The 21,616-nt window shown below is 54.5% G+C and carries 18 protein-coding genes; 7 read left to right on the forward strand and 11 right to left on the reverse strand.

Annotated features, from left to right (window positions below):
- Nucleotides 1–59: 59 nt before the first annotated feature.
- Nucleotides 60–1,958 (forward strand): M48 family metallopeptidase, encoded by a 1,899-nt coding sequence (locus tag NR177_RS07700; protein WP_306277994.1) that lies wholly within the window; start codon nt 60–62, stop codon nt 1,956–1,958.
- An 83-nt stretch (nt 1,959–2,041) separates the two neighbouring features.
- Here the strand turns inward: NR177_RS07700 and NR177_RS07705 are convergent, their stop codons facing one another.
- From NR177_RS07705 to NR177_RS07720, 4 genes are read right to left on the reverse strand one after another with little or no spacing between them, the layout of a single operon-like run.
- Nucleotides 2,042–2,431, reverse strand: coding sequence for a RidA family protein (locus tag NR177_RS07705; RefSeq protein WP_063879661.1), 390 nt, complete (start codon nt 2,429–2,431; stop codon nt 2,042–2,044).
- Nucleotides 2,432–2,440: 9 nt separating this feature from the next.
- Nucleotides 2,441–3,772, reverse strand: coding sequence for an FAD-binding oxidoreductase (locus NR177_RS07710; RefSeq protein WP_109716365.1), 1,332 nt, complete (start codon nt 3,770–3,772; stop codon nt 2,441–2,443).
- A gap of 32 nt (nt 3,773–3,804) precedes the next feature.
- The gene (locus NR177_RS07715; RefSeq protein ID WP_256852601.1) at nt 3,805–5,277 is read right to left on the reverse strand and encodes an aldehyde dehydrogenase; all 1,473 of its coding nucleotides are present in this window, start codon (nt 5,275–5,277) and stop codon (nt 3,805–3,807) included.
- 34 nt (nt 5,278–5,311) lie between these two features.
- Nucleotides 5,312–6,442 (reverse strand): alanine racemase, encoded by a 1,131-nt coding sequence (locus NR177_RS07720; protein WP_256852602.1) that lies wholly within the window; start codon nt 6,440–6,442, stop codon nt 5,312–5,314.
- Between the two features lie 94 nt (nt 6,443–6,536).
- Between NR177_RS07720 and NR177_RS07725 the strand changes: the two genes are divergently transcribed.
- Complete coding sequence (locus NR177_RS07725; protein ID WP_063879665.1) at nt 6,537–7,445, forward strand: LysR family transcriptional regulator; 909 nt, start codon at nt 6,537–6,539, stop codon at nt 7,443–7,445.
- 30 nt (nt 7,446–7,475) lie between these two features.
- On the opposite strand, the gene NR177_RS07730 is transcribed toward NR177_RS07725, so the two are convergent.
- Nucleotides 7,476–7,871, reverse strand: coding sequence for a cupin domain-containing protein (locus NR177_RS07730; RefSeq protein WP_156506673.1), 396 nt, complete (start codon nt 7,869–7,871; stop codon nt 7,476–7,478).
- A gap of 429 nt (nt 7,872–8,300) precedes the next feature.
- Here NR177_RS07730 and NR177_RS07735 point away from each other — a divergent pair, with 429 nt between their 5' ends.
- The 3 genes from NR177_RS07735 to NR177_RS07745 are packed head-to-tail and all read left to right on the forward strand — an operon-like array spanning nt 8,301 to nt 10,103.
- On the forward strand, nt 8,301–8,864 hold the full coding sequence (locus NR177_RS07735) for a fasciclin domain-containing protein (protein WP_063879667.1): 564 nt from the start codon (nt 8,301–8,303) through the stop codon (nt 8,862–8,864).
- A 40-nt stretch (nt 8,865–8,904) separates the two neighbouring features.
- Nucleotides 8,905–9,459: an RNA polymerase sigma factor gene (locus tag NR177_RS07740; RefSeq protein WP_063879668.1), complete on the forward strand. Its 555-nt coding sequence runs from the start codon at nt 8,905–8,907 to the stop codon at nt 9,457–9,459.
- Nucleotides 9,456–10,103 (forward strand): anti-sigma factor domain-containing protein, encoded by a 648-nt coding sequence (locus tag NR177_RS07745; RefSeq protein WP_256852603.1) that lies wholly within the window; start codon nt 9,456–9,458, stop codon nt 10,101–10,103. The genes NR177_RS07740 and NR177_RS07745 overlap by 4 nt, the downstream gene beginning before the upstream one ends.
- A gap of 138 nt (nt 10,104–10,241) precedes the next feature.
- Here NR177_RS07745 and NR177_RS07750 read toward each other — a convergent pair whose 3' ends face one another.
- Nucleotides 10,242–11,882, reverse strand: coding sequence for a methyl-accepting chemotaxis protein (locus NR177_RS07750; protein ID WP_256852604.1), 1,641 nt, complete (start codon nt 11,880–11,882; stop codon nt 10,242–10,244).
- Between the two features lie 886 nt (nt 11,883–12,768).
- On the opposite strand from NR177_RS07750, the gene kup reads away from it, so the two are divergent.
- Complete coding sequence (kup, locus tag NR177_RS07755; protein ID WP_241567858.1) at nt 12,769–14,637, forward strand: low affinity potassium transporter Kup; 1,869 nt, start codon at nt 12,769–12,771, stop codon at nt 14,635–14,637.
- A 270-nt stretch (nt 14,638–14,907) separates the two neighbouring features.
- Here the strand turns inward: kup and NR177_RS07760 are convergent, their stop codons facing one another.
- Nucleotides 14,908–15,048: a hypothetical protein gene (locus NR177_RS07760; RefSeq protein ID WP_256852605.1), complete on the reverse strand. Its 141-nt coding sequence runs from the start codon at nt 15,046–15,048 to the stop codon at nt 14,908–14,910.
- 188 nt (nt 15,049–15,236) lie between these two features.
- Here NR177_RS07760 and NR177_RS07765 point away from each other — a divergent pair, with 188 nt between their 5' ends.
- Entirely contained in the window at nt 15,237–15,653 is a 417-nt protein-coding gene (locus NR177_RS07765) for a GFA family protein (RefSeq protein ID WP_096010582.1), read from the forward strand.
- 11 nt (nt 15,654–15,664) lie between these two features.
- Here NR177_RS07765 and NR177_RS07770 read toward each other — a convergent pair whose 3' ends face one another.
- The 4 genes from NR177_RS07770 to NR177_RS07785 form a co-directional block, all read right to left on the reverse strand.
- A complete protein-coding gene (locus NR177_RS07770; protein WP_256852606.1) occupies nt 15,665–16,780 on the reverse strand; it encodes a HipA domain-containing protein in 1,116 nt (371 codons plus the stop codon).
- Complete coding sequence (gene hipB / locus NR177_RS07775) at nt 16,780–17,019, reverse strand: type II toxin-antitoxin system antitoxin HipB (protein WP_063879673.1); 240 nt, start codon at nt 17,017–17,019, stop codon at nt 16,780–16,782. The genes NR177_RS07770 and hipB overlap by 1 nt, the downstream gene beginning before the upstream one ends.
- A gap of 615 nt (nt 17,020–17,634) precedes the next feature.
- The gene (locus NR177_RS07780) at nt 17,635–20,010 is read right to left on the reverse strand and encodes a glycoside hydrolase family 3 N-terminal domain-containing protein (RefSeq protein ID WP_256852607.1); all 2,376 of its coding nucleotides are present in this window, start codon (nt 20,008–20,010) and stop codon (nt 17,635–17,637) included.
- Between the two features lie 25 nt (nt 20,011–20,035).
- Nucleotides 20,036–21,415: an MFS transporter gene (locus NR177_RS07785; RefSeq protein ID WP_063879675.1), complete on the reverse strand. Its 1,380-nt coding sequence runs from the start codon at nt 21,413–21,415 to the stop codon at nt 20,036–20,038.
- Nucleotides 21,416–21,616 lie beyond the last annotated feature (201 nt).

Raw genomic sequence — 21,616 nt, forward strand, 5'->3', positions numbered from 1 at the left:
TCACGCCATTTTCCTTATATGTCGGGAACCCTTTTCAGTATCGCCAGATAATAAACAGCTTGTCCCTCCCACCGACAGTTAGCGAGCTTATTATTGTGAATAAATTAACGGCATTGAAAAAAGGATATGCAAAGGTCTTTTTATGGCTTTTGCTCACGCTGTTTTTAACCCCTGCTATTACGTTGACGTTTGCCAAATACGGCAGCAACGAACTCGACAAAGAATATACGCAAATCTTTATCGATGATGCGCGTGCGCAAAATCAGAATGTGGGGAAATTAACGCGCTTCCTGCAAGCGAATCCCCCATCTACCGTGTGTGGCCCTGTCGCCGACGATCTGCTCGACTATAAAAATGCCGTCTGCGGCTCGGGTTCTGAGCTGTCGCAATTTTATCTCATCGGCAAAGTCGCCCTGTGGACCATGGTTTTCAGCGGCGTCATTTTGCTGATGATTTTACTGTTTAGCGCCCTGGCCTTTAAAAGCAGACAAGGACAGTTACTCAGTCTCAGGCTCGCACGTCCCTTTCTGATGCTGGCGTGCTCGTTGCAGGTGCTGATACAGGGCGGGATGCTGGTATGGCTGTCGTTCTGGGGCACCGCCTTTTTCACGCAAAAATACTATCCAAAGCTGGTGCTGCTGGTCGCACTGCTGGTTTTAGCCGGTATGTATTACATGATCAAAGGCATCTTTAAAAAGCTGCCGCCGGAGGACAGCATTGAAGGCGACGTGGTGACCCGTGAAGCCGCCCCTGCGCTCTGGGCGCGCGTTGATGCGCTGGCCGCGAAGGTCGGCACCCCGTCACCGGATCACATCATTGCCGGAATCGATACCAACTTCTACGTGACAGAAGCCCCGCTGAGCGTGAATGATCAGCCGCTGCAGGGCCGAAAACTGTATGTCAGTATTCCCCTGCTGCGTCAGCTCAGTACCGCACAAGCGGATGGCGTCATGGTGCATGAACTGACGCACCTGCATGAAGGCGATACCGCGTCGGGTGCACTACTGGGGCCGAAGCTGCACCGGTTTGATATGTACACGCATTTGATGAGTGAGAATCTGGCTACGCTTATCGTTTTCTATCCGCTCTATCTGTACCGGCTGTTTTTTGAACTGGCCTGGCAGCGCAACAGTCGTGAACGCGAATTTGTCGCGGACCGAAATGCGGCAACGCTGGTTTCCTCGTCGGCGATTATCGAATCGCTGATCAAAATCTCAGCCTATGCCAGCTATCGCTATGAGGTGGAGCGTAAGCTTTTTGAGAATAAAACGCTGTATGAGAATGAACCTGGCATCAGTCAGGCGATCGCAGCCGGTCTGCCTCACCATGTTAGCTCCTCCGATTTTGTCAGCGCGATGCGCGAACAAAACATACCGCATCCGTTTGATTCGCATCCCCCGCTGTCTGAAAGGATGCGCAACGTTAACTATTCTGTGGAAGATGCAGATTATGCCGCTATCGCCGCGACCTCACCGGCAGACAGTTGGGTCGATCTGATCCCCGTAGCCGATCAGATTGAACAACAGCTCTGGCAGAAATATGAGCGTGACTTTACGTCGCAACATGAAGAGAGCCTGGCCTGGCGTTATCAGCCAACCGGTGAAGAAGAAACGGCGCTGGTCTTAAAGTACTTCCCGGATGTGCCCTTTACGCTCAAGGATGGCTCGCAGTTGACCATTACCTGGCAGGGCATTGTGCAGCCACAGTCCGCCGGGCTGCTGGAATGGGATAATGTCAAAAACATCAACGTTCTCCGTCAGTTCGGCAGAGATATTTTGTATGTGCAGCATGTCCAGCCCAATGCGCAGGGCAAAAAACGCAGCAAAATCCGCTTACCGGGTCTGAAAAAAGAGATTGAGAACGTTAAGCACACACTCAACTATTACTGGCATCGTCACCAGACCGTGCAGGCGCTGAAGGCACAGGAACTCGCCGAAAACAGCCAGGGCACGGCGTAACCTCACCCGTCGCTGGCGTACCGGCGACGGTTTCATTTCCCGCCTGCAAACAGCGGTTGCCGGTCAGGTTCAGCACGAACCCGTTATCGGCCTGTCGCCGCGGTTGCTTCGACCTCCAGTAACACACCGTAGTGAAGTTCAGGAACCGGCACGATGGCTCTGGCGGGTTTCCACGCGCCAAGCCATTGTGCATACAACGTATTAAATTCCGCCCAACGTTCGACATCGACCAGATAGACTCTCACCATCACCAGATGATGCTTGTCCAGGCTTTCCTGCTGCAGGCAGGCCTCCAGGTTAGCCATTACCTGCAAAGCCTGCTCGGCAAACGACGCGGTGCTGAGCATTTCGCCCGCTGACGTAACCGGCAACAGGCCGGAGATAAACATCATCCCCGACGCCAGAGCATAATGTGAATAGTGGCCCGGATGCGGTTTGTCGTGGATATCGCGCGCATGTATCACTGGTTGCATTTTTCCTCCTTACATCATGCCCGGCTTTTTCATGCTGCTCCCGTCACGGAAACGGGAATAGCGGAACGCGGCAGGATCGACAATCGGTGCATCTCCGGTCACCAGGTCCGCCGTCAAACGTCCCGCACCGGGGCCAATGCCAAATCCATGACCGCTGTAGCCGGACGAGAGGATAAGTCCCGGAAGCTGCGGCACGGTTGAGATGACCGGAATGTCGTCTGGCATACAGTCAATCACGCCGCCCCAGGCCTGGCTGACACGAAGCGACGCCAGCGCCGGAAACTCGTTGCCGATGGCCGCCAGCCCCTTTTCGACGACGCCGTCAGAGACCTGCGGGTCCAGTACACGGGTTTTCTCGAAGGGTGAAACGCCCTCCATGGACCAGCTCGCCCGCGACTCTGGCCCCGTTAAGAAGGACGCCAGTCGGATTTTGGTGTGAAGATTTAAGCGGCGAGCTTTGTATAGCGGGAAAAACTCGCGGGCATAGCGTAATCCCTGAAAGCCCGGTTCCAGTCGTCCGGTTCCCGACAGCGCAATGGTATATCCGCCGTCCAGTCGTGGACGACAGGCAAAAGCATCCGTGTAAAAAGGCATCGTGATGAGTTGCTCTACTGGACAGGTACGAAACGCACTGCCAATCACGTTACCGGCCGGTAGATCGATGCCGTGACGGCGACAAAACAGCGATGTCCAGGCACCGGCGGCGCACACTACGCTGGCGGTTTTTATCAGCCCGCGTTCTGTGATCACCCCACTGACGCGCCCTGCCGAAATATCCAGGCCGCGCACCGCACAGCGCTGAAACAGGAGTGCGCCCTTTTTCACGGCGGCTTCCATCAACCCTGGCGCGGCTAACGCCGGATCGGCGTGACCATCATCAGGTGAATGTACCCCGCCATTCCAGGCGGTGGTACTGCCCGGCGTCATGGCTTTGGCCTCGGCGGCACTGAGCATCCGACTGCGAATACCGTACTGCTTCGCCATTTTTCCCCAGTTATCCCAGTTGCGGATATCTTTTTCCGTCCGCGTGGCATAGACCAGCCCGCTGGCACGAAACCCTACGTCCATGCCAATTTCGTCACTCAGCGCATGCCAGCGTTGCAGGGCATGCATAATGAGCGGAATTTCCCGCTCATCGCGGTTAAGCTGACGGCACCAGCCCCAGTTACGGCTTGACTGCTCTGCCCCGACCAGGCCCTTTTCGATCACGGCAACCCGATAGCCTTTTTGCGTCAGTTCCCAGCAGGTGGCTGCCCCTGCAATTCCTGCACCGATAATCACCACATCCACCGAATCGGGGAAATGGATACTGTCCTGAACAAGTCTGAGCGGTGCGGGCATAGTCTGTGCTCTCCAGCGAAGGTGTTAGCTGATTAAAAATCGATTAATACACTTTTGTAGCGCTGGCAGGACTCAAAGGCCTGCCTGCCAAGATCCTTGCCAAAACCTGACCCCTGGAAGCCCCCGGTTGGGATGATAAAGTCCCAGGTCCGACGATAACGATTAATCCAGACCGTGCCGCTATCCAGCGCTTTCATCAGCCGCATCGCACGCGGCATGTTCAGAGTATGCACGCCAGCACACAAGCCAAAGACCTCGTGCTGCGCCAGTGCAAGGGCTTCTTCTTCATCGCTAAACGTTTGAATGGTCAGCACCGGTCCGAAGATCTCCTGCTGATTCGCGACGTTATCCTGACTGACACCGGATAACAGCGTCGGTTGCCAGAACCAGCCCTGCGCGGTGTTTTCGTAGCGTTGACCGCCCGCCAGAATGTTCGCACCCTGTGCCACGGACTGCGCGATAATCGCCGCCACTTTTTCGCCCTGACGCTGGTCGATGAGCGGACAGTAACGGGTGGATGCCTGCCAGGTCATACCGGGCACGGGTTTCTTACACAAGGCAATCAGCTTTTCGATCACCGCTTCTGCTATGCCTTTCTGGATGATCAGGCGCGTGCCAGAGACGCAGGCCTGGCCAGCATTCACTGTGAAGCCCAGAAACAGACGCTCGGCTATCTCGTTGGCATCGCCTGCATCATCAAACACCAGTTGGGGACTTTTTCCACCCAGCTCCAGCGTCACCGGTTTGGTGCCGTGCAGCGCGGCCTGGCTCATGATTGCGGCGCCGGTCGCAGTGGACCCCGTAAAAGACACTTTTCTTACCTGCGGATGCGTGACCAGCGCATTGCCCGTGACCTGCCCGCCGCCCTGAATCACGTTGAGCACGCCTGCCGGAATGCCCGCCTGCACCGCCAGTTCAGCCAGGCGCGCGGTAGAAAACGGCGTCAGCTCAGAAGGTTTCAGCACCACCGCATTGCCTGCCGCCAGGGCCGGCCCGCACTTCCATGAGGCCATCGACAGCGGGAAATTCCACGGCGTAATCGCACCGATCACCCCATAGGGTTCCGGCACCAGCATTCCCAGGCTGCTGCTCTGGGTGGGAAAAACATCGCCACTGTATTTATCTGCGCATTCTGCATAGAAGCGCAGGGCCGCCGCAGTAAACGGCACTTCAATATTGCGGGTGTCCGTGATCGGACGCGTGGAACCGACCGCTTCGAGTTGCGCCAGGTAATCTCTGTCGCCGTCGATTAAATCTGCCCAGCGGGAAATCGCCGCTCCCCGTTCCCGTGGTGAACAGCTTGACCAGCCGCTGCTGATGCGCTTTTCATCCGCAATAGTCACCGCATCAGCTACTGTAGCGGCGTCCGCCTCGTTAATGTCGGCATAATGCTGACCATCAGAGGGACGTTTGATGCCCAGCGTGCGACCGGATGCAGAAACGAACTGGCCGTTGATAAAGTGGCCGGTAGAAAGACGGACCTTATCTGGATCAAAATCTGACATGATGTCCTCGCACAATGAATGAAAAAACGCCCGGCTACCAGCCGACAACCCGTTGCCAGACTTCATGTTCGCCGTTCCGGGTGTCGATCACCTGGTAATGCGTATGCATCGCGGCGGTCGCACAGGCATGATTGGGCAGCACGCGCAGCACGGTGCCGAGCGGGAAATCTGCCGTCGAATAATCACCGTAATGTGGCAGCGCAATAATCCCGTGTTCCTGATTCGTGGTCGTCAGGAGCAGCCCCAACGGGCAACCTTCATCGTCGCACACCAGCCCATAACCGTAATCGGTGTGCTGAGCGGCGGTGCCGCGATCGCGTGACATGGCCATCCAGCCTGCATCGACGAAGATCCAGCCTTTGTCGTGATTGTGCCCGATCACCGTGGTGACGACGGAAAGCGCGATATCGTCGCGGGTGCAAACGCCCAGGTTATGCATAAACAGATCAAAGGTGGAAAACACCCCGGCTCTGACTTCGGTCACGCCATGCAGATCATGGGCCGCATGCGCCGTCGGTGTGGAGCCTACGCTGACCACCGGGCACGGAATCCCGGCGGCACGAATATGATTTGCTGCCGTGACAGCAGCCAGACACTCTTCCTGTGCGGCAAGGATAATCTCCTCCTGCGACCGGCAGTGGTAAGACTCACCGGCGTGCGTCATCACACCTTCCACCACCATCCCGGCCTGGTGCAAATGACGGGCAATCGCCGTCAGCGCCGCGTCAGCAGGTTGAATTCCCCCGCGATGGCCGTCGCAGTCAATCTCGATAAATACAGAAAAGATCACCTGATGTTGTAAGCCGTAGTCGCTGACGGCCTGCGCCTGCGCCATGCTGTCCAGCAACACATGCACCTGTTTCCCGTTGCGGCGCAGGGCGGCAACGCGGGGTAACTTACCGGGCGCAATGCCCACCGCGTAAAGCACATTGCTATAGCCGGCGGCGGTAAAGGCCTCGGCTTCGGCCAGGGTAGAAACGGTGGCAGGCGAAGACAGATCCTGCAGCAAACAGGGGGCCGCCTGGAGGGTACGAAGTGTTTTGAGATGCGGGCGAATCTGACAGTGCTGTCCTTCAATCCGCTGGTATAACCGATTGATATTGCGTTCGAACTTAACTTTATCTAACAGGAGATAAGGTGTCGTCAGGGTTAAATGATTGAGCATCGTCGGCATTCCTGTAGAGGTTTAGTTGATGCTCTCATCGTTTAAATCTGTTTAAAATGCGGTCATGCCCAATTAATGATTAGGTTTGAACCTAATGATCAACAGTGAAGATTTACGTTTTTTTCAGGTCATCGCCTCACATCAAACCCTTGCCGCTGCCGCACGCTATTTGGACATCACCCCGCCCTCGGTGACGCAGCGTCTGCAAAGCATTGAAAATAAAATTGGGGTTAAGCTGATTCTGCGCCCGGCAAAACGCATCATCCTGACCGATGAAGGCGAAGCCTTGCTTGAGCGGGCGCGCGTGATTTTGCATGAGATAGACCAGTTGCAGGACGTGATTGACCAGACGCGAAACCGTATCAGCGGTACGCTGAGAGTGCTGGCCCCGCTGGGCTTTGGCTCTGAATATATTGCGCCCTTACTGGCCGATTACGCGGACAGCCACGAGGATCTCAGTATCGATCTGACGCTCTCCGATAACCCCGACTGGATGCAGGCCGATAAGTGGGATGTGGTGATCTATATTGGTCATCTGCGTGACTCAACGCTTTACAGCACGTGGCTCGCCGCCAATCCGCGTATTCTCTGCGCCTCGCCCGCTTACCTGCAGCACTATGGCACACCGACACATCCTGATGCGCTTCATCGCCACCACTGTCTGGTGATCAGGGAGAATGCCGAGGATGTCACGCGCTGGATATTTACCCATAACGGTGACGAAACCATCGTCAGAATTACGCCGCGCCTGGCCAGCAACGATGGCCGCATCATCAAAAAATGGGCACTGGGCGGGAAAGGGATCATGGTGCGTTCGGCCTGGGATATCCGCAGTGAGATTCGTCAGGGGTTGCTTATCCCCCTGCTGCCCGCGTTCACCCTGCCGGCGGCGGATATCGTCGCCCTGACCAGCCTGCAGGAGAAAAAACGGCTTCCCCGCACCCAGGGCTTTATCGAATTAATGAAAAAAACCTTCAGCTCGCCGCAGTGGGAAGCCGGGTAGGTTTTCTCTCATCCCCCCGCCAGCGGTGGGTCAGGATAAAAATTCTGCCTCTGTGACTTTCTCAAGCCAGGTCACCGGACTGCCGTTAAGGGATTCGGCAATCGCAATATGTGTCATAGCGGTGTTGGCAGTCGCCCCGTGCCAGTGACGTACGTCTTGCGGTATCCACACCATATCGCCCTGATTGATTGTGTGCTTCTCTTCACCTTCACACTGAATCCAGCCCTGACCGGCGGTGACTATCAACGTCTGGCCCAGGGGATGCGTGTGCCATGCCGTCCGGGCACCTGGCTCAAAGGTGACGGTAGCGCCCCCGACCCGGGCTGGTGAGGTTGTGCTGAACGGGGCGTCAATGCGGACCTGACCGGTGAAATACGCCTCAGGCCCTTTGGCTGAGGGAACGGATGCATTTTTGATGATTTTCATGATGGCTTTACCTCTGATGAATGGGATCGATACAGTTTATGCGTGAAAAACAGGAATACCCTTCTCGCTTTTTCACAGACAAAACCTCAGGTGCTGAAAGAGAAGGTTAACGCGCTGATTGCTTTTTGCGTGGCGGCAGCAAAAAAGTTTCATGCGTACCGCTGCAATACTGCGTCTTTCCCCCTCGGCGCTGAGCCATATACGGGAACGTGAAGAACGGATGGGAGCAGGTCTTCTGTCGCCCACCATCCGACCTGTCGCGCCCATACGGGCAGGAGAACGCCGGTTGAAAAGGCCAGGCTTTGCGACTGAGCGTGATAGCAACACGCCACGTTGAAAAAAATTATTTTTTTTCTGCATCCAGTTTGTATCCCGCTCTCGTATATCTCATTGAAAGCCACTTACTCCACGCTCTAATGAGGATTTACGATGAAAAAGCTAATTGCTGTTACCGTTGTATCAAGTGCATTGCTGTTTACCACCGCATCCATGGCCGCTATGACCTCGGATTCTGTTATGGTGGGCGGCGCGGCTATGTTCCCTCAGAAAAATATTGTTGAGAACGCGGTCAATTCCAAAGATCACACCACCTTAGTGGCGGCGGTTAAAGCGGCCGGTTTGGTCGATACCTTAGAAGGTAAAGGCCCTTTTACCGTGTTTGCCCCCACCAACGCGGCGTTTGCTAAGCTGCCAGCCGGCACCGTGGACAATTTGTTGAAGCCAGAAAATAAGGCCATGCTGACCAGCGTACTGACCTATCACGTGGTTGCAGGTAAGTATGATATGAAGGCGCTGGAAGCCAAAATTAAACAAGGCGGCGGTCATGCTGAGTTGAAAACCGTTAACGGTCAGCCGTTGTGGATCATGAATAATGGCCCCCATAACATTCAGCTGAAAGACGGTCAGGGCAACGTAGCCAATATCAGCACCTATGACGTCAACCAAAAAAATGGCGTGATAGATGTGATTGATACCGTATTAATGCCGAAGTAATTATTTATACTCGAACGGAAACAGATTATCCGGGACGCTTATGGACAAGGTGCAGGCAGTGGAGCAGGTAAAACTGATGAAGGCAGTCGTCGACGGCGATCGCCGGGCATTTGAACACCTTTACCGGCTGACATCGCCACACCTGTTTGCCATCGCGTTGCGCATGTTGCAGCACCGCCCCTGGGCAGAGGAGGTGCTGCATGATTGCTATATCACCATCTGGAGCAAGGCGGAAACCTATAATGCCGAGCTGAGCTCCCCATTGACCTGGATGACCCATATTGTCCGTAATCGCTGTATTGACTGGCTACGCAGCGGACAGGCGCGAATGGCCAGTTCGGAAGAGGCGCATAATGATGCGCTTCTGGTTGCTGAACATGACGAACTGCATAACAGACAGGATGATGCACAAGCCGCTCGTTTACAGCGCTGTCTGGGAAACCTCAGCAGTGAGCAGCGTCAGAGCATTACGCTTGCCTACTATCAGGGCATGTCTCACAGCGATATTGCTCACTGGCTCCAGCAGCCGGTCGGATCGGTAAAAAGCTGGATCCGCCGGGCGATGGCGCACCTTCGGGAGTGTGTCGGACTATGAATAAACAACACCAACGTGACGATGCACTCTCTGCTGAATATGCGCTTGGTACGCTACGCGGTGGCGCGCGATTACGTTTTCAGAAGCGTCTGCAGACCGAGCCTGGACTCGCTGAACAGGTCGCCAACTGGCAAAACCTGCTGTCCGGGCTGGATCTTCACGTCATGCCGCAGGTGCCACCGGCGTATGTCTGGAAGAAAATTGCGTTAAGTCTGCCGGCCAGGAAAAGGCCCCGCGCTGCTCGCGCCTATATTGGCTGGATGGTTGCCGCCGCCCTTGCCGCCCTGACGCTGGTGTCTTATCAGGCCATCAAGGCCCCAGAATTTACGCCGCTTACCGTGATGAATGACGCCCAGCACCAGGGGCAATGGGTCGTCAGTGCAGACAAGACGCTCACACAATTGCGCGTCACGCCGTTGCAGACCGCGACGGTAGCCGCCAACAACAGTCTGCAACTGTGGCTGATTCCTGCCGGCCATCAGCCGGTTTCTCTGGGACTGCTCCACGCGCGGGACACCACCGAGCTTAAACTCGCGGGACGTGATGCGGTAAAAAACGGGGTTATCGCGATTAGCCTTGAACCGGAGGGCGGTTCACCAACAGGTCAGCCCACCGGTCCGGTGCTCTACAGTGGCAAAATATAATATCGAAATGCGATACGACACGTGATGCAGACCCTGGGCATATTCGAGTGAAAAAAACCCCTTTCGAGCCTTATAGCGCCCCCAGGGTGGTCACTATCAGCGCGACCACCCTGGGCGACATCCACTATCCACTATCCACTAAAAACGTTGCCAGTTATCTTCCTGCTTAGCATAGGCCGCACGAGCCTGAACAAAGGCCGGAGAAACGGCGGCAGGGCTGGGCTGGACAACCGGCGCGTGCTCCACCAGCACAAATGCCGCGACAAGTTCGTTCAGGGCCGTAGCCTGATCCATCAGTGAGCGAGAGGCCGACGAGGCTTCCTCCACCAGCGCCGCATTCTGCTGTGTCACATCATCCATCTGATTGACCGCCTGATGCACCTGACCAATACCGAGTGACTGCTCCTGAGACGCGACGGCAATTTCATCCACAAGATCGGTCACCTGACGGATCGCCTCATTCATGCGCCCCATGTTCTCACCCACCTGCTCCGCCTGATTCACACCGGTTTCCACATAACGCATGGAGGATTCGATAAGCTCTTTAATTTCGCGCGCCGAAGCCGAAGATCGCTGCGCCAGATTGCGAACTTCTCCGGCTACGACCGCGAATCCCCGTCCCTGCTCACCTGCCCGCGCCGCTTCTACGGCGGCATTGAGCGCCAGAATATTGGTCTGGAAAGCCACGCCTTCTATCAGGGTGATTATGGCGGTGATCTTTTCAGAGCTGTGTTTAATGTCAGTCATGGTGCCGAGCATCGTATGGACTTTCGTGGAGCTGTCATCGGAAATTTCACGGGCGTTTTTCGACAGTTGACTGGCAAGTCGGGTGTTTTCTGCCGTCTGACGGACGGTTTCACTCAGCTCTGACATGCTGGCGGCCGTTTGTTCCAGCGAAGCCGCCTGCTGCTCGGTGCGGGAAGAGAGATCTTCATTGCCCGCGGAAATTTGCGAGGAGGCTGAACTGACCGAATGGGCCGACCGTTCAACCGATGAAAGCGAGTTCGCGACATTCCCGATAAGATGATTAAAGGCTTTAGCCGTCAGACCAATTTCATCCTTGCGCGAATCATCGGCACGCAGCGTAAGATCAAGCCGCTCACTGGCGCGTTCCATAGCCGCTCGCATACCGTTAAGGTTTTTACGGATGCCCAGAATCGTCATGATGGAAAAAGCCCCGAGCAACAGGATAATCGCGACTGAACCGGCAATTAACGACCAGAGTGTTTGCCGGTAAACCCGGTTATTCTCTTTTTCAAATACCGCGCCGACCTCTACATTGAGCTGGAGTTGTTTCTGATAACTTTCAATTAAATCACGAATAGTCTGACCGACGCCGCTATTTCCCTGCAAATCCACCAGGGCGGTATCATTATGTGTTCGCGAATTTGTCAGAAAAGCCGGCAGGCGCACTTCCATTTGTTTAATCAGCGCTAAGGCATTTTCACTGAGCTTCGTATCCTGATCGTTAGTGGTTTCGTTCTTGAGGTAAAATTCAGTCAGTGCTTTAAGCGCTTCAATACGCGTGAAAATTTCCTTTTCAAATTCGGCCTGTTTATCAAGGGCTTTTGCACTTTGATGCCGATAGAGCGCTACGTTAAGTCGGTTACTGCCGTTAACCATTTTATCCAGGTCAACAATCGAGGGCAGTGTGTTGGTTTGCACGTACTGGAAGCGCGACTGAAAGCCGCCTAATACCATGATGACGATCACAACCATAGCAATCATTGATGCTGAGAGTAATGAAAACGTCAGGAAAAGCCGCTGAGTAATAGTCATGTAAATTTCCCAAAATAATAGGTTCGCCAGTCTGTACACCGTACTGAATGACATTCGCTATTCAGGTATCGACAGAGCGGGAATAAGCATTAATGCGCCCAATGATCATTGCGGGGAATAACGGAGATAGTGGGTATAATCGGGACAAAAAGTATTAGTGTGTTGAATGGATAAAGAAATTGACAACCTTACCTTATCTAAAAAAAATAAAAATAATTAATGGATAGAGCAAAGTGGAATTTATCATTGTTGATGGCGGAATACGCTTTTTAAAAAAAGCATGTGCCGTTAATGCATGAAAGTTCGGTTAAGGTTAGTTAAATATCGTTCCTGACGGCGTGCAGAAGGACGATATCTTTGCCAACATCTTTGAAATAAATTAACCGCATAAAATGACGAGCGAATTAATCATTAGTAAGGACTATTTTTAAAATATTTTCATTTTTTGTGTCACGTCTTCCAAAAAACCGGTTATCTGCTTCTGTGATATTGCTTACATGCAGACAGTAGGTGTCAGTCAGGATGACGCTGTTCTGCGTCAGCCCGGTAGTGCCGTTTGGCAACTTATCTGGCTTGCTTCATCTCGCGCATTGCGCGGCCCTGATGTGGTGAAGCCGTCGGGAATTTGCCTTAGTGCATCATTATTTTACAGGCCGTTTTAGGCTGTAACGGAATAACCCGGTCAAGGGCGCAAAAGAAGTGATGAGTTAATCGACAACCGTGTAAAAATGCCGTAAAAAAAAGGCACAAACCTGTAAAAATGTAGTTCATAACTTCACCACCTACTCCCTAACGCACGCTAAACCGCGTAATCTCATCCTCACCTCTGACCGGGATAATGACCCGGCGGACGTTGGTGATTACGCGAAGCAAAACAGGATATTAAATGGCGCAGTCTGAAAAGCAGTCCCTGCCTGCAGGTATGTTGGCGGCAGCGGGGATCGTATTTGGTGATATCGGTACCAGCCCGCTCTATACCTTAAAAGAGTGTCTTTCTATTCTTCCCTCTGGGGCGGTGACAGAAGAAGCCGTGATGGGTTTTCTGTCCCTGATATTCTGGGGGCTGACGCTGATTGTGACGGTTAAATACGTCATCTTTATCATGCGCGCAGACCACGATGGCGAAGGCGGAATACTGACGTTAATGTCGCTGGCCCGACAAAATGTTGGCGCACGGCTCAGTCGCATTATCGTCCTTGCTGGCCTGACGGGCGGGGCCTTTTTTTACGGTGACGGCATTATTACTCCCGCTATTTCTGTGCTTTCCGCGGTTGAGGGGATTGAGGTGGTGGCCCCGGCCCTGGATCGTTATATCGTGCCGCTGTCCGTGGTGATCCTGACGTTGCTGTTTGTGATTCAAAAGCACGGTACTGAGCGCGTCAGCCGCATCTTTGGGCCAATCATGCTGGTGTGGTTTATTACCCTGGCAGTCCTTGGGGTACGCGGCATTATTATGAATCCCCACGTTTTACATGCGCTTAATCCGGCGTTTGCCCTGACCTTTTTACTCAATCATGAAGCCCTGTCCTTTGCTGCCTTAGGCATGGTGGTGCTGGCCGTTACCGGGGCTGAAGCCCTGTATGCGGATATGGGACATTTAGGCAAAACCCCTATCCGCCTCGCCTGGCTGATCATTGCCCTTCCCGCACTGGTGCTGAACTATTTTGGTCAGGGTGCGCTGGTGCTGGCCGACCCCAGCGCAGTCAAAAATCCGTTTTATATCCTGGCCCCGGTCTGGGCACAGATTCCCCTGATTGTGCTGTCAACGCTGGCCACGGTTATCGCTGCCCAGTCGATTATCAGCGGCGTGTATACGCTGACGCACCAGGCTATCCGCCAGGGCTTTCTGCCTCCGATGCGTGTGATATTTACGTCTGCTACAGAATCGGGGCAGATTTATATTCCGGTCGTAAACTGGCTTCTGTTTGCGGCTGTTACGGTGGTAATCCTGGCTTTCCGTCAGTCTTCGGCGCTCTCTTCTGCTTACGGTATTGTGGTGACGGGAACCATGGTGCTGACGGCCTGCCTGGCCGGTATTGTTGCCTTTAAAAACTGGAAGTGGCCATTACCTGTTGCGCTGTTTTTCCTGCTCTGCATGTTGTTAATCGATGTACCGCTGTTTGCGGCAAACCTGATGAAGCTGCTGTCGGGAGGTTGGGTGCCGGTGCTGCTGGCGATGACGATGCTGGTGCTGATGCTTATCTGGAGCAGTGAACGCTCCCGGCTTATCCGCCGTCTCACCGACGATCCAGTCAGGCTGAAAGCGTTAATCAGCTCTCTGGAAGCCTCTCCGCCCATGCGCGTGGGGGGAACAGCCATCTTCCTGACGCGCAAAGAGTATGAAATCCCGCAGGCCCTGCTGCATAACCTGAAACACAACCGGGTGCTGCACGAGCGTACCGTGTTACTGCACATCAAAACGGTCGATCTGCCCCGCGTGCACAATCAGAAACGCATCGCGCTGCGCCAGCTGTCGCCTTCGTTCTGGCAGGTTACCGCCGCGTACGGCTGGCATGAACGCCCGTCAATGAAGGATGTGCTGCACCTTTGCGGGCTGGAAGGATTTGGCTGTACCTTAAATGAAGCGTCGTTTTTTACCTCTCACGACACGCTGGTAATGAAAAAACGTCGCGGCCTGGCCCATGCTAAAGGGGCGATATTCCACTTCTTCCAGCGTAATGCATTACGCGCGCATGAACAGTTCAGGATACCGGCCAATCGGGTGATTGAACTGGGTGGGCAAAAAGAGTTCTGATAAGGGATTGCGGCAGAGTCCCTGAGGGGCTTTGCCGCTTTCCGCTTGCGTGATGAATCTTAACTGCCAGCGCACCGCGTTCAACCTTCTGCTGCCAGCCCACAATCCTTCGCTGCGCCTCGTCAGGCTTTTTTCAAACTCGCAGGCTGAAACTGCGTCAAACAGGTCAGCGCAGGCTGTGCAAAGTCGGCCCAGGGACAGGTTTGCTCTTCTCGTGGCTAAAAAACCTTTCGTTGCGCTGGTTTTCACTTTCTGCTGAGTTCGCCAGTTTTAGCGCTGCGCCATAATGCCGTGCAGCCGTCTCTGTTTCTTGTCTTCGGGAAGCCGTGGGTTATTGCCCATCAGGCCGGACTGACACACGGCGAGCATCCTGTTTGGGGACGGCACAAGCGGCTCATGATTCATCGGCATGCTGACGCCTTTCACCCTGACGGGCGCGTCATGCTAAAGAAAATCGCTGCACACTTCGGGTGACATGCTGGTGTCTTTGACGTTAACCCTTCACAATAACCTTACCGGTTCACCTGTTTTGTTGATGCCACTAACATTTCATCCCTGTCGCGCGACGCAAGGTTGCAGGATGAAAAAAGGAGCAAGCCATGTCTGATGCTACATCGGGTCAGTGCCACTGCGGCGCTGTTGCGTTTAACGTTGAACTGCTGGATGGCCTGAAAACCGCCCGGCGCTGTAACTGTTCGTTTTGTCGTATGCGCGGTGCGGTCGTGGTATTCGCCCCCGTCTCCGGGCTTGAGGTGGTCAAAGGTAAGGACAAGCTAAGCGAGTATCGGTTTAATACGGGTGAGGCGGTTCATTACTTTTGCTCTGTCTGCGGCATTTATACCTTTCACCAGAGCCGTTCCAACCCTGAACAGTACGGCGTGAATGCCGCCTGTCTGGCGGGGGTTTCTCCTTTCGATTTTGCCTCCATTCCTGTGACAGATGGTAATCATCATCCCAAAGATGGCGGTAAAGGCGGTGTGGCCGGTTATCTCCACTATGTGGCAGAAAAGCCCTGACGGTCAGTCCGTCAAAGCCAGTCAGGCTGGCGTACCCTTTCCAGCATGATCATCGCATGGCTGAACACCGCGTCAGCCATCGCCAGAGGATAATCGTTGGGCAGGCTGTCGCGCAGCTTAACGATCGCAGCCGGTAAGCCCGCAATAAAGGCCGTCAGGATCTGCTGCATCTTCGCCTGGCTCAATCCGACGCTGCCCGCGCTGGCGACAAAATGCGCTGGCCAGATCGCGTCAATGTTATGCCGTTTCCCCTCAGGGCCGGGCACGCCCATCGCCAGCTGAAAATCTTGCCTGTCTGTCCTGCGCAGTGAAAGCCCGGGACAGGCAGACAGGATCGGGCTAAAGGGGGCCAGTCGGAAACTGCCGCCACGGGCGATGAGTATCCGGATCTGTTTGGCGTGCCCGCCGGTAGCCCCAATCAGCCACTGAAAAACCAGATAGCGCATCAACTCCTCACGGTCTTTCATGGCGCTGCTCGACCCCATCAGCAAGGCCATCACATCCTGAAGCCCCGGTCCACCCTGCTGTTCATAACGGCTTGACGCCGGTAATCCCAGCGCCTGGCACACCTCCTCTTCAGGAAGATAATAAAGATGTTTTCCGTCGCGGCTCCAGCGGCGATCATAGCTTTCGATGCGTAATTTCCGGCGGCCATCCTCATGAAACAGCCTGGCATCCGCTACCGGGAGCCTTAGCTCGCGGGCAAGGGCCATACACAGATAGGCATTGTCGATATAAGACTGCTGTGCCTCGTCTGCAGCGCTGACCACGCGGTAGGCCGCGTTATCCGGCGCAAGGGGTTGCTGCTTCACCGGCAGCAGCGTGATCGCGCCGGGCAGTTGGTGTCCCACTTTTTGCAACAGTGCAAAGACATCGCAGGATTTTATCGGGCGCTCAGCGTAAATATCGCTTTTAATCAACGTGCTGGGTGAGAGAAGGTTTTCAAAAAAGTAAGCCACCTTCGCAGAATGTATCGCGGCATGCTGCAAGGGCAATGAAAGCGACAGCGGCCTGGCAAGCGGGTGCCTGAGCCACTCCTCGTCATACTGGAAACGGAGTGCGCCGCTGTGATGCAGCGTCAGCGTGCCCGTTCGCGCCCCGTTCATCCAGGCAATCAGCTTCGCCATTACCAGGCATCCTCAGATGAGGCTGACGCGGGTGGATTCCCCTGAAGCACGACGGCGAGATTGAGCGCCTGCAAGATTTTGAACAGGGTAGCCAGCGACGTCGTCTCCGGGTTGTTTTCGAAGTGGGACAAGGTTGCCTGTTTAAGGCCCACGGTCTTCGCCAGTTCAGCCTGCGTCAAGCCATCTTGTTGACGCAATAGCTTTACCTGGTTCGCCAACTGCCTGGGGCTGTAGATCATGTGGCACGCTCCGTAATAAGTGAGTTTTATCCCCGCCAGAGGATATTATCAGACTAACTGCAATATAACCTGAAAAGCAAAAATATCCCCTATAGCGGATATTTGAGAGAAAACATCGCCCCGCTTTCTCCGCACGCGTTTCTCTCTGAGGGTAACGTATTACAGTACAGAGCAGGACAGGCAGGATTTGCTCGCCGGGCGGCGCGCTGACCATAATCCGTTTATCGATACCGCGACATATCGCCAGCTGGCGGGATGTTGCCGCGATAAACAGGGGAAATTACGGGTCGGGCTGACTGGCAGCCAAAAAGGAAACGGGCGGTGTATTGCGTTTCGCTGGGCAGCAAATCCCTGCGGTTCAGGCCTGGATCAACGCTGGGTTCAGGCAGCAGAACAGCTATCGCGGCGGATGGCCGTGGTGCCCTGCCAGATAGCTTCAGTTTTCAGGCGTTGCCCTTCTGCTTATGTATTGCAGATGTCACTGACGGATTTCCCCAATGTTGACATACCGCCTCATTATCTGACGCGCGCGTTAAACAAGGTGAACGGACTATATTAGCCATGAAAAGCACAAGGATGATGCCCTGCCCATTCCATGATAGGCAGGGTTAAAGGTCAGGAAATCTTTATTGTGCAGTCGCTTAACATGCGCCAGTGGCAAGGCAGAACGCGTGTTTCACCCGTCACCGTTACTGTACTGACGCCGTGGATATCGCGACAGGAAGAACCGACCTGCAGCTCAAATTCGCCGGGTTCTACGATGCGCTGACCATCGCGACGCGTAAAGTTGAGCATATCCACCGGAAGCCTAAAGCACAGTTCGGCGGTTTTACCCGGCTGCAGCGTGACGCGCTGGAAAGCTTTAAGCTCCTGAAGCGGTCGCACCATGCTGGCCACCTTGTCCCGGATATAAAGCTGCACCACTTCACTGCCCTGTCGTTCGCCGGTGTTGGTGAGCGTGACCCGGAGTCGAATCTCCCCATCAATCGCCACGTTGTCCTGTTCTGGCTGCGGCTGGCCCCAGTCAAAGGTCGTCCAGCCGCGGCCAAACCCAAACGGATAGCGCGCGCCAAAATGGAAGGCGATCGGCGTACCGCCGCTTTTCAGTTTGTGATTGTAATAAAACGGCATCGCACCGACGTTTTTCGGTACGCTCACCACCAGGCGGCCCTGGGGTTCCGCGCGGCCGGTCAGAATATCCGCTATCGCCCAGCCGCCCTCCTGCCCCGGTGCCCAGGCCAGCATAAAGGCGGCAACCTTGTCTTCCAGACCTTGCAGGCTATAAGGCCGTCCCCCGGTCATCACGACGATCAAGGGTTTTCCGGTTGCGGCAAGGGCCTCAAGCAATGCTTGTTGTACGCCGGGCAAATTCAGGCTGTCGGTGTCAGAACCCTCACCCACAGTGCCGCTCTGGAACAGGCCCGCCAGATCGCCCACGCAGGCAATCACAACATCGCTGTCTTGCGCCACGCGAACGGCATCGGCAATCAGGTGCGTATCCTGTGACACAGGCGATTGCTGCATGGGTTTCGCCGCACTGTCGCCGGGGAACACAGGGGCACCTGCAGTGCGTTTCTCAATAATATGACAGCCTTTGGCATAGCCGACGTTTTCCTGCCCCAGGTAATGTTGCAGCGCGGCGAGCGGCGTGGTGACCTGCGACGTTTCCTCCAGCATATCGCTGATAATCAGGTGAACGGGAAAGCTGTAACCGCTCAGTAGCGCAAGCGGATCGTCCGCACAGGGCCCCACTACCGCAACGCGCCCGCCGGTTTTCAGCGGCAGAATACCGTTATTTTCCAGTAAGGTGATCGACTGGGTTGCCACATCACGTGCAACCTGACGGGTGGCATCGTCCTGAAGAGAAATCGCCGCTTCATTGATATAAGGATGCTCAAATAAGCCCAGGCGGAACTTCTCGGTCAGGATGCGTGCCACGATCTCGTCAACCTTATCCATCGACAGCAGATTACGCGACACGGCGTCGGCCAGATGGCGAGCGCAGTCATCCTTCGGCAACTCCACGTCCAGCCCGGCATTAAACGCCAGCGCAGCCGACGTTGCCGCATCCTGCGCCACGCCATGATGCTGGTGAAGCAGACTGACACCGCCATAATCAGCCACGATGATGCCGTCAAATCCCCACTGTTCACGCAACACCTCGGTCAGCAAAAAGCGATCGCTGTGGCCGGGTTGATTATCAATGTCATGGTAGGCCGGCATCACCGATCCTGCGTTCGCCAGCTTTACCGCCATTTCAAACGGCAGCAGAAAGATATCGTTTAATTCGCTGAAGCCGAGATGAACGGGCGCGTGATTTCGTGCGCCTTCGCTGAATGAGTGACCGACGTAATGCTTAAGCGTGGCCAGCAGATCGCGCTTATCGCCTTGCAGGCCTTCGACATAGGCGGTTGCCATCACCCCCACCAGCCAGGGATCTTCGCCAAAGGTTTCTTCTGTCCGGCCCCAGCGGACATCGCGGGAAACATCCAGCACGGGGGCCAGTCCCTGTTTGCAGCCAATTGAGCGGGCTTCGTCGCCAATGTGCTGAGCCGCCCGCCTGATCAGTTCAGGCGCCCAGGTTGATCCGTAATTCAGCGATGAGGGAAAAAGCGTTGCCCCTTTGCACAGCAGGCCGACCAGGCACTCTTCGTGAAACAGCGCTGGAATCCCCAGGCGCGATCCTTCCATCACATCACGTTGCAGGCGATTCGCCGCCCGTACGCCGGTTGCGGCGTCAACAATATGTGTTCCCAACGGGCGGGTAATCTGGCCGATGCCGCGGGTTAATCTCTCTTTAAGGGCATTCTGGGCACTCACACCGGTAAAGGTGTCGCTTAAATCTGTCCGTTCCTGATGGTTGCCCTTTTCATCCAGGATAAGCCAGTAAGCATGCATCTGCGCAAACTTTTCCTCTGCCGTCATGCGTGGCAACAGGTCGGCAACACGTTCACTAACAGAACGCTGAGGGTCCTTGTAGATTACGGTCATGTTTCTTCACTCCTTCGTACTGATTTCAGATAGCGTTTTGGGCGTCCATTTTCTCTTCAGCGGCACGCTTTGCGGCCAGCTCAAGGGCAATCGCATTGACGCGCGTGCTGTTAAGCTTGTAGAGGCAAAGCAGCAGCAGCATGGCAATAAATAAAACGCCGGGAATAAGGTTGTGCATCAGATTGATAGTGGTAATCACGTGAGGCGTTTGAGCCGCCACGCCAGGCTGGTAGTGCACCAGCCCCAGAATCCAGCCCACGACGGCACCGCCCATGGCGAGGCCAAATTTGATGGCAAACAAGGCGGTGGAGAAGACCAGGCCGTCCAGCCTTCTCCCGCTGCGGTGTTCTTCGAAATCCACGACATCGGAGAACATATTCCACTGAATGGGCGTGGTCAGATTTTGAACAAAGCCAAAAACGATATTTATGCCGATGATCAGCCAAACCTGTGAAGGCGGAATAAAATAAATGGTCGTGACGAAAAAAACAAAACTGACCAGGCAAATCTGATAAGCACGCACGCGATCAAATTTCCCCAATAACCGCTCTGAAAAAAATGCACCGCACAATGCCGCTATCATGCCGGTAATAATAAAGGTGAATACCAGGTCAGGCCGCAATAAAACATAGTTCATGTAATATATTGTGGACGAGCCACGCGTCACTACCGCAGTCAGCAACAGGATGTTGAAAATAACAATGATGAGCCACTGGCTGTTTTTACTTAACAGCTTCAGGTCGGACCACATCGAACTTGCACTATCACCGCGCGGTAAATAACGTTCCCGGGTCATAAAGAAGCAACAGTAGATTAAAATCACCCCTAAAAAACCCATGAACCCCATGGCAAAAAGGTACCCTTTCGCCTTGTCGCCCTGACCTAACAGATCCACCAGCGGCAGCCCGATGACCGTGACCACCAGTCCGCCGATAAAGGCACAGGCAAAACGCCAGGATTGCAGAGAATGGCGTTCCCGTGGATCGAGCGTCAGCGCACCGGGCATGGCGCAATAAGGGACATTTACTGCAGAGTATATGAAGCTGAGGATGGTATAGGTGACACAGGCATAGACGATTTTCGCGGTCGGACCCACATCAGGTACATAGAAGGTTATCAGGCAACTCACGCCAAACGGAATCGCGAACCACATTAGCCAGGGGCGAAAACGTCCATGTCGGGTTCGGGTGCGGTCAACTAACGCCCCGATACAGGGATCGACAAAGGCATCCGCCAGACGAACCATCAAAAACATCGTCCCCATAATCGCGGCGGGTAAACCAAATACATCCGTATAGAAGTAGGCCAGAAACAAGGTAGCGGTTTGCCATACCATGGAACTGGCGGCATCACCGATGCCGTAACCAATTTTATCTTTTGTTTTAAGCACAGAGGATATAGTCATTGTTATGAGCCTTATAATTAGGTAAACACCTTGATCAGTCAGCTATCCACGGCCTGTATGGACAGGCAGGTCCGGCTCAAGTATTAGTAATACGGCCCTGTGCCAACAATTCCAGAAATTAACAGCCAATTTATGATATTTGGTTTTTTTACCGCTTTGTGATGCAGGCCATATAGATAACCAACAAATCAATTAATGTTG

The sequence above is a fragment of the Pantoea sp. Fr+CA_20 genome, assembly GCF_024520835.1.
GTDB lineage: Bacteria > Pseudomonadota > Gammaproteobacteria > Enterobacterales > Enterobacteriaceae > Pantoea > Pantoea allii.

Coding starts and splice junctions, on each gene's coding strand:
- NR177_RS07750 (WP_256852604.1), bottom strand. CDS start 11,882: ATGACTATTACTCAGCGGCTTTTCCTGACGTTTTCATTACTCTCAGCA.
- NR177_RS07770 (WP_256852606.1), bottom strand. CDS start 16,780: ATGGCGAAGCTGATTGCCTGGATGAACGGGGCGCGAACGGGCACGCTG.
- NR177_RS07740 (WP_063879668.1), top strand. CDS start 8,905: ATGGACAAGGTGCAGGCAGTGGAGCAGGTAAAACTGATGAAGGCAGTC.
- NR177_RS07785 (WP_063879675.1), bottom strand. CDS start 21,415: ATGACTATATCCTCTGTGCTTAAAACAAAAGATAAAATTGGTTACGGC.
- NR177_RS07780 (WP_256852607.1), bottom strand. CDS start 20,010: ATGACCGTAATCTACAAGGACCCTCAGCGTTCTGTTAGTGAACGTGTT.
- hipB (WP_063879673.1), bottom strand. CDS start 17,019: ATGATCTACAGCCCCAGGCAGTTGGCGAACCAGGTAAAGCTATTGCGT.
- kup (WP_241567858.1), top strand. CDS start 12,769: ATGGCGCAGTCTGAAAAGCAGTCCCTGCCTGCAGGTATGTTGGCGGCA.
- NR177_RS07720 (WP_256852602.1), bottom strand. CDS start 6,442: ATGCTCAATCATTTAACCCTGACGACACCTTATCTCCTGTTAGATAAA.
- NR177_RS07745 (WP_256852603.1), top strand. CDS start 9,456: ATGAATAAACAACACCAACGTGACGATGCACTCTCTGCTGAATATGCG.
- NR177_RS07710 (WP_109716365.1), bottom strand. CDS start 3,772: ATGCCCGCACCGCTCAGACTTGTTCAGGACAGTATCCATTTCCCCGAT.
- NR177_RS07735 (WP_063879667.1), top strand. CDS start 8,301: ATGAAAAAGCTAATTGCTGTTACCGTTGTATCAAGTGCATTGCTGTTT.
- NR177_RS07725 (WP_063879665.1), top strand. CDS start 6,537: ATGATCAACAGTGAAGATTTACGTTTTTTTCAGGTCATCGCCTCACAT.
- NR177_RS07715 (WP_256852601.1), bottom strand. CDS start 5,277: ATGTCAGATTTTGATCCAGATAAGGTCCGTCTTTCTACCGGCCACTTT.
- NR177_RS07730 (WP_156506673.1), bottom strand. CDS start 7,871: ATGAAAATCATCAAAAATGCATCCGTTCCCTCAGCCAAAGGGCCTGAG.
- NR177_RS07760 (WP_256852605.1), bottom strand. CDS start 15,048: ATGCCGATGAATCATGAGCCGCTTGTGCCGTCCCCAAACAGGATGCTC.
- NR177_RS07765 (WP_096010582.1), top strand. CDS start 15,237: ATGTCTGATGCTACATCGGGTCAGTGCCACTGCGGCGCTGTTGCGTTT.
- NR177_RS07705 (WP_063879661.1), bottom strand. CDS start 2,431: ATGCAACCAGTGATACATGCGCGCGATATCCACGACAAACCGCATCCG.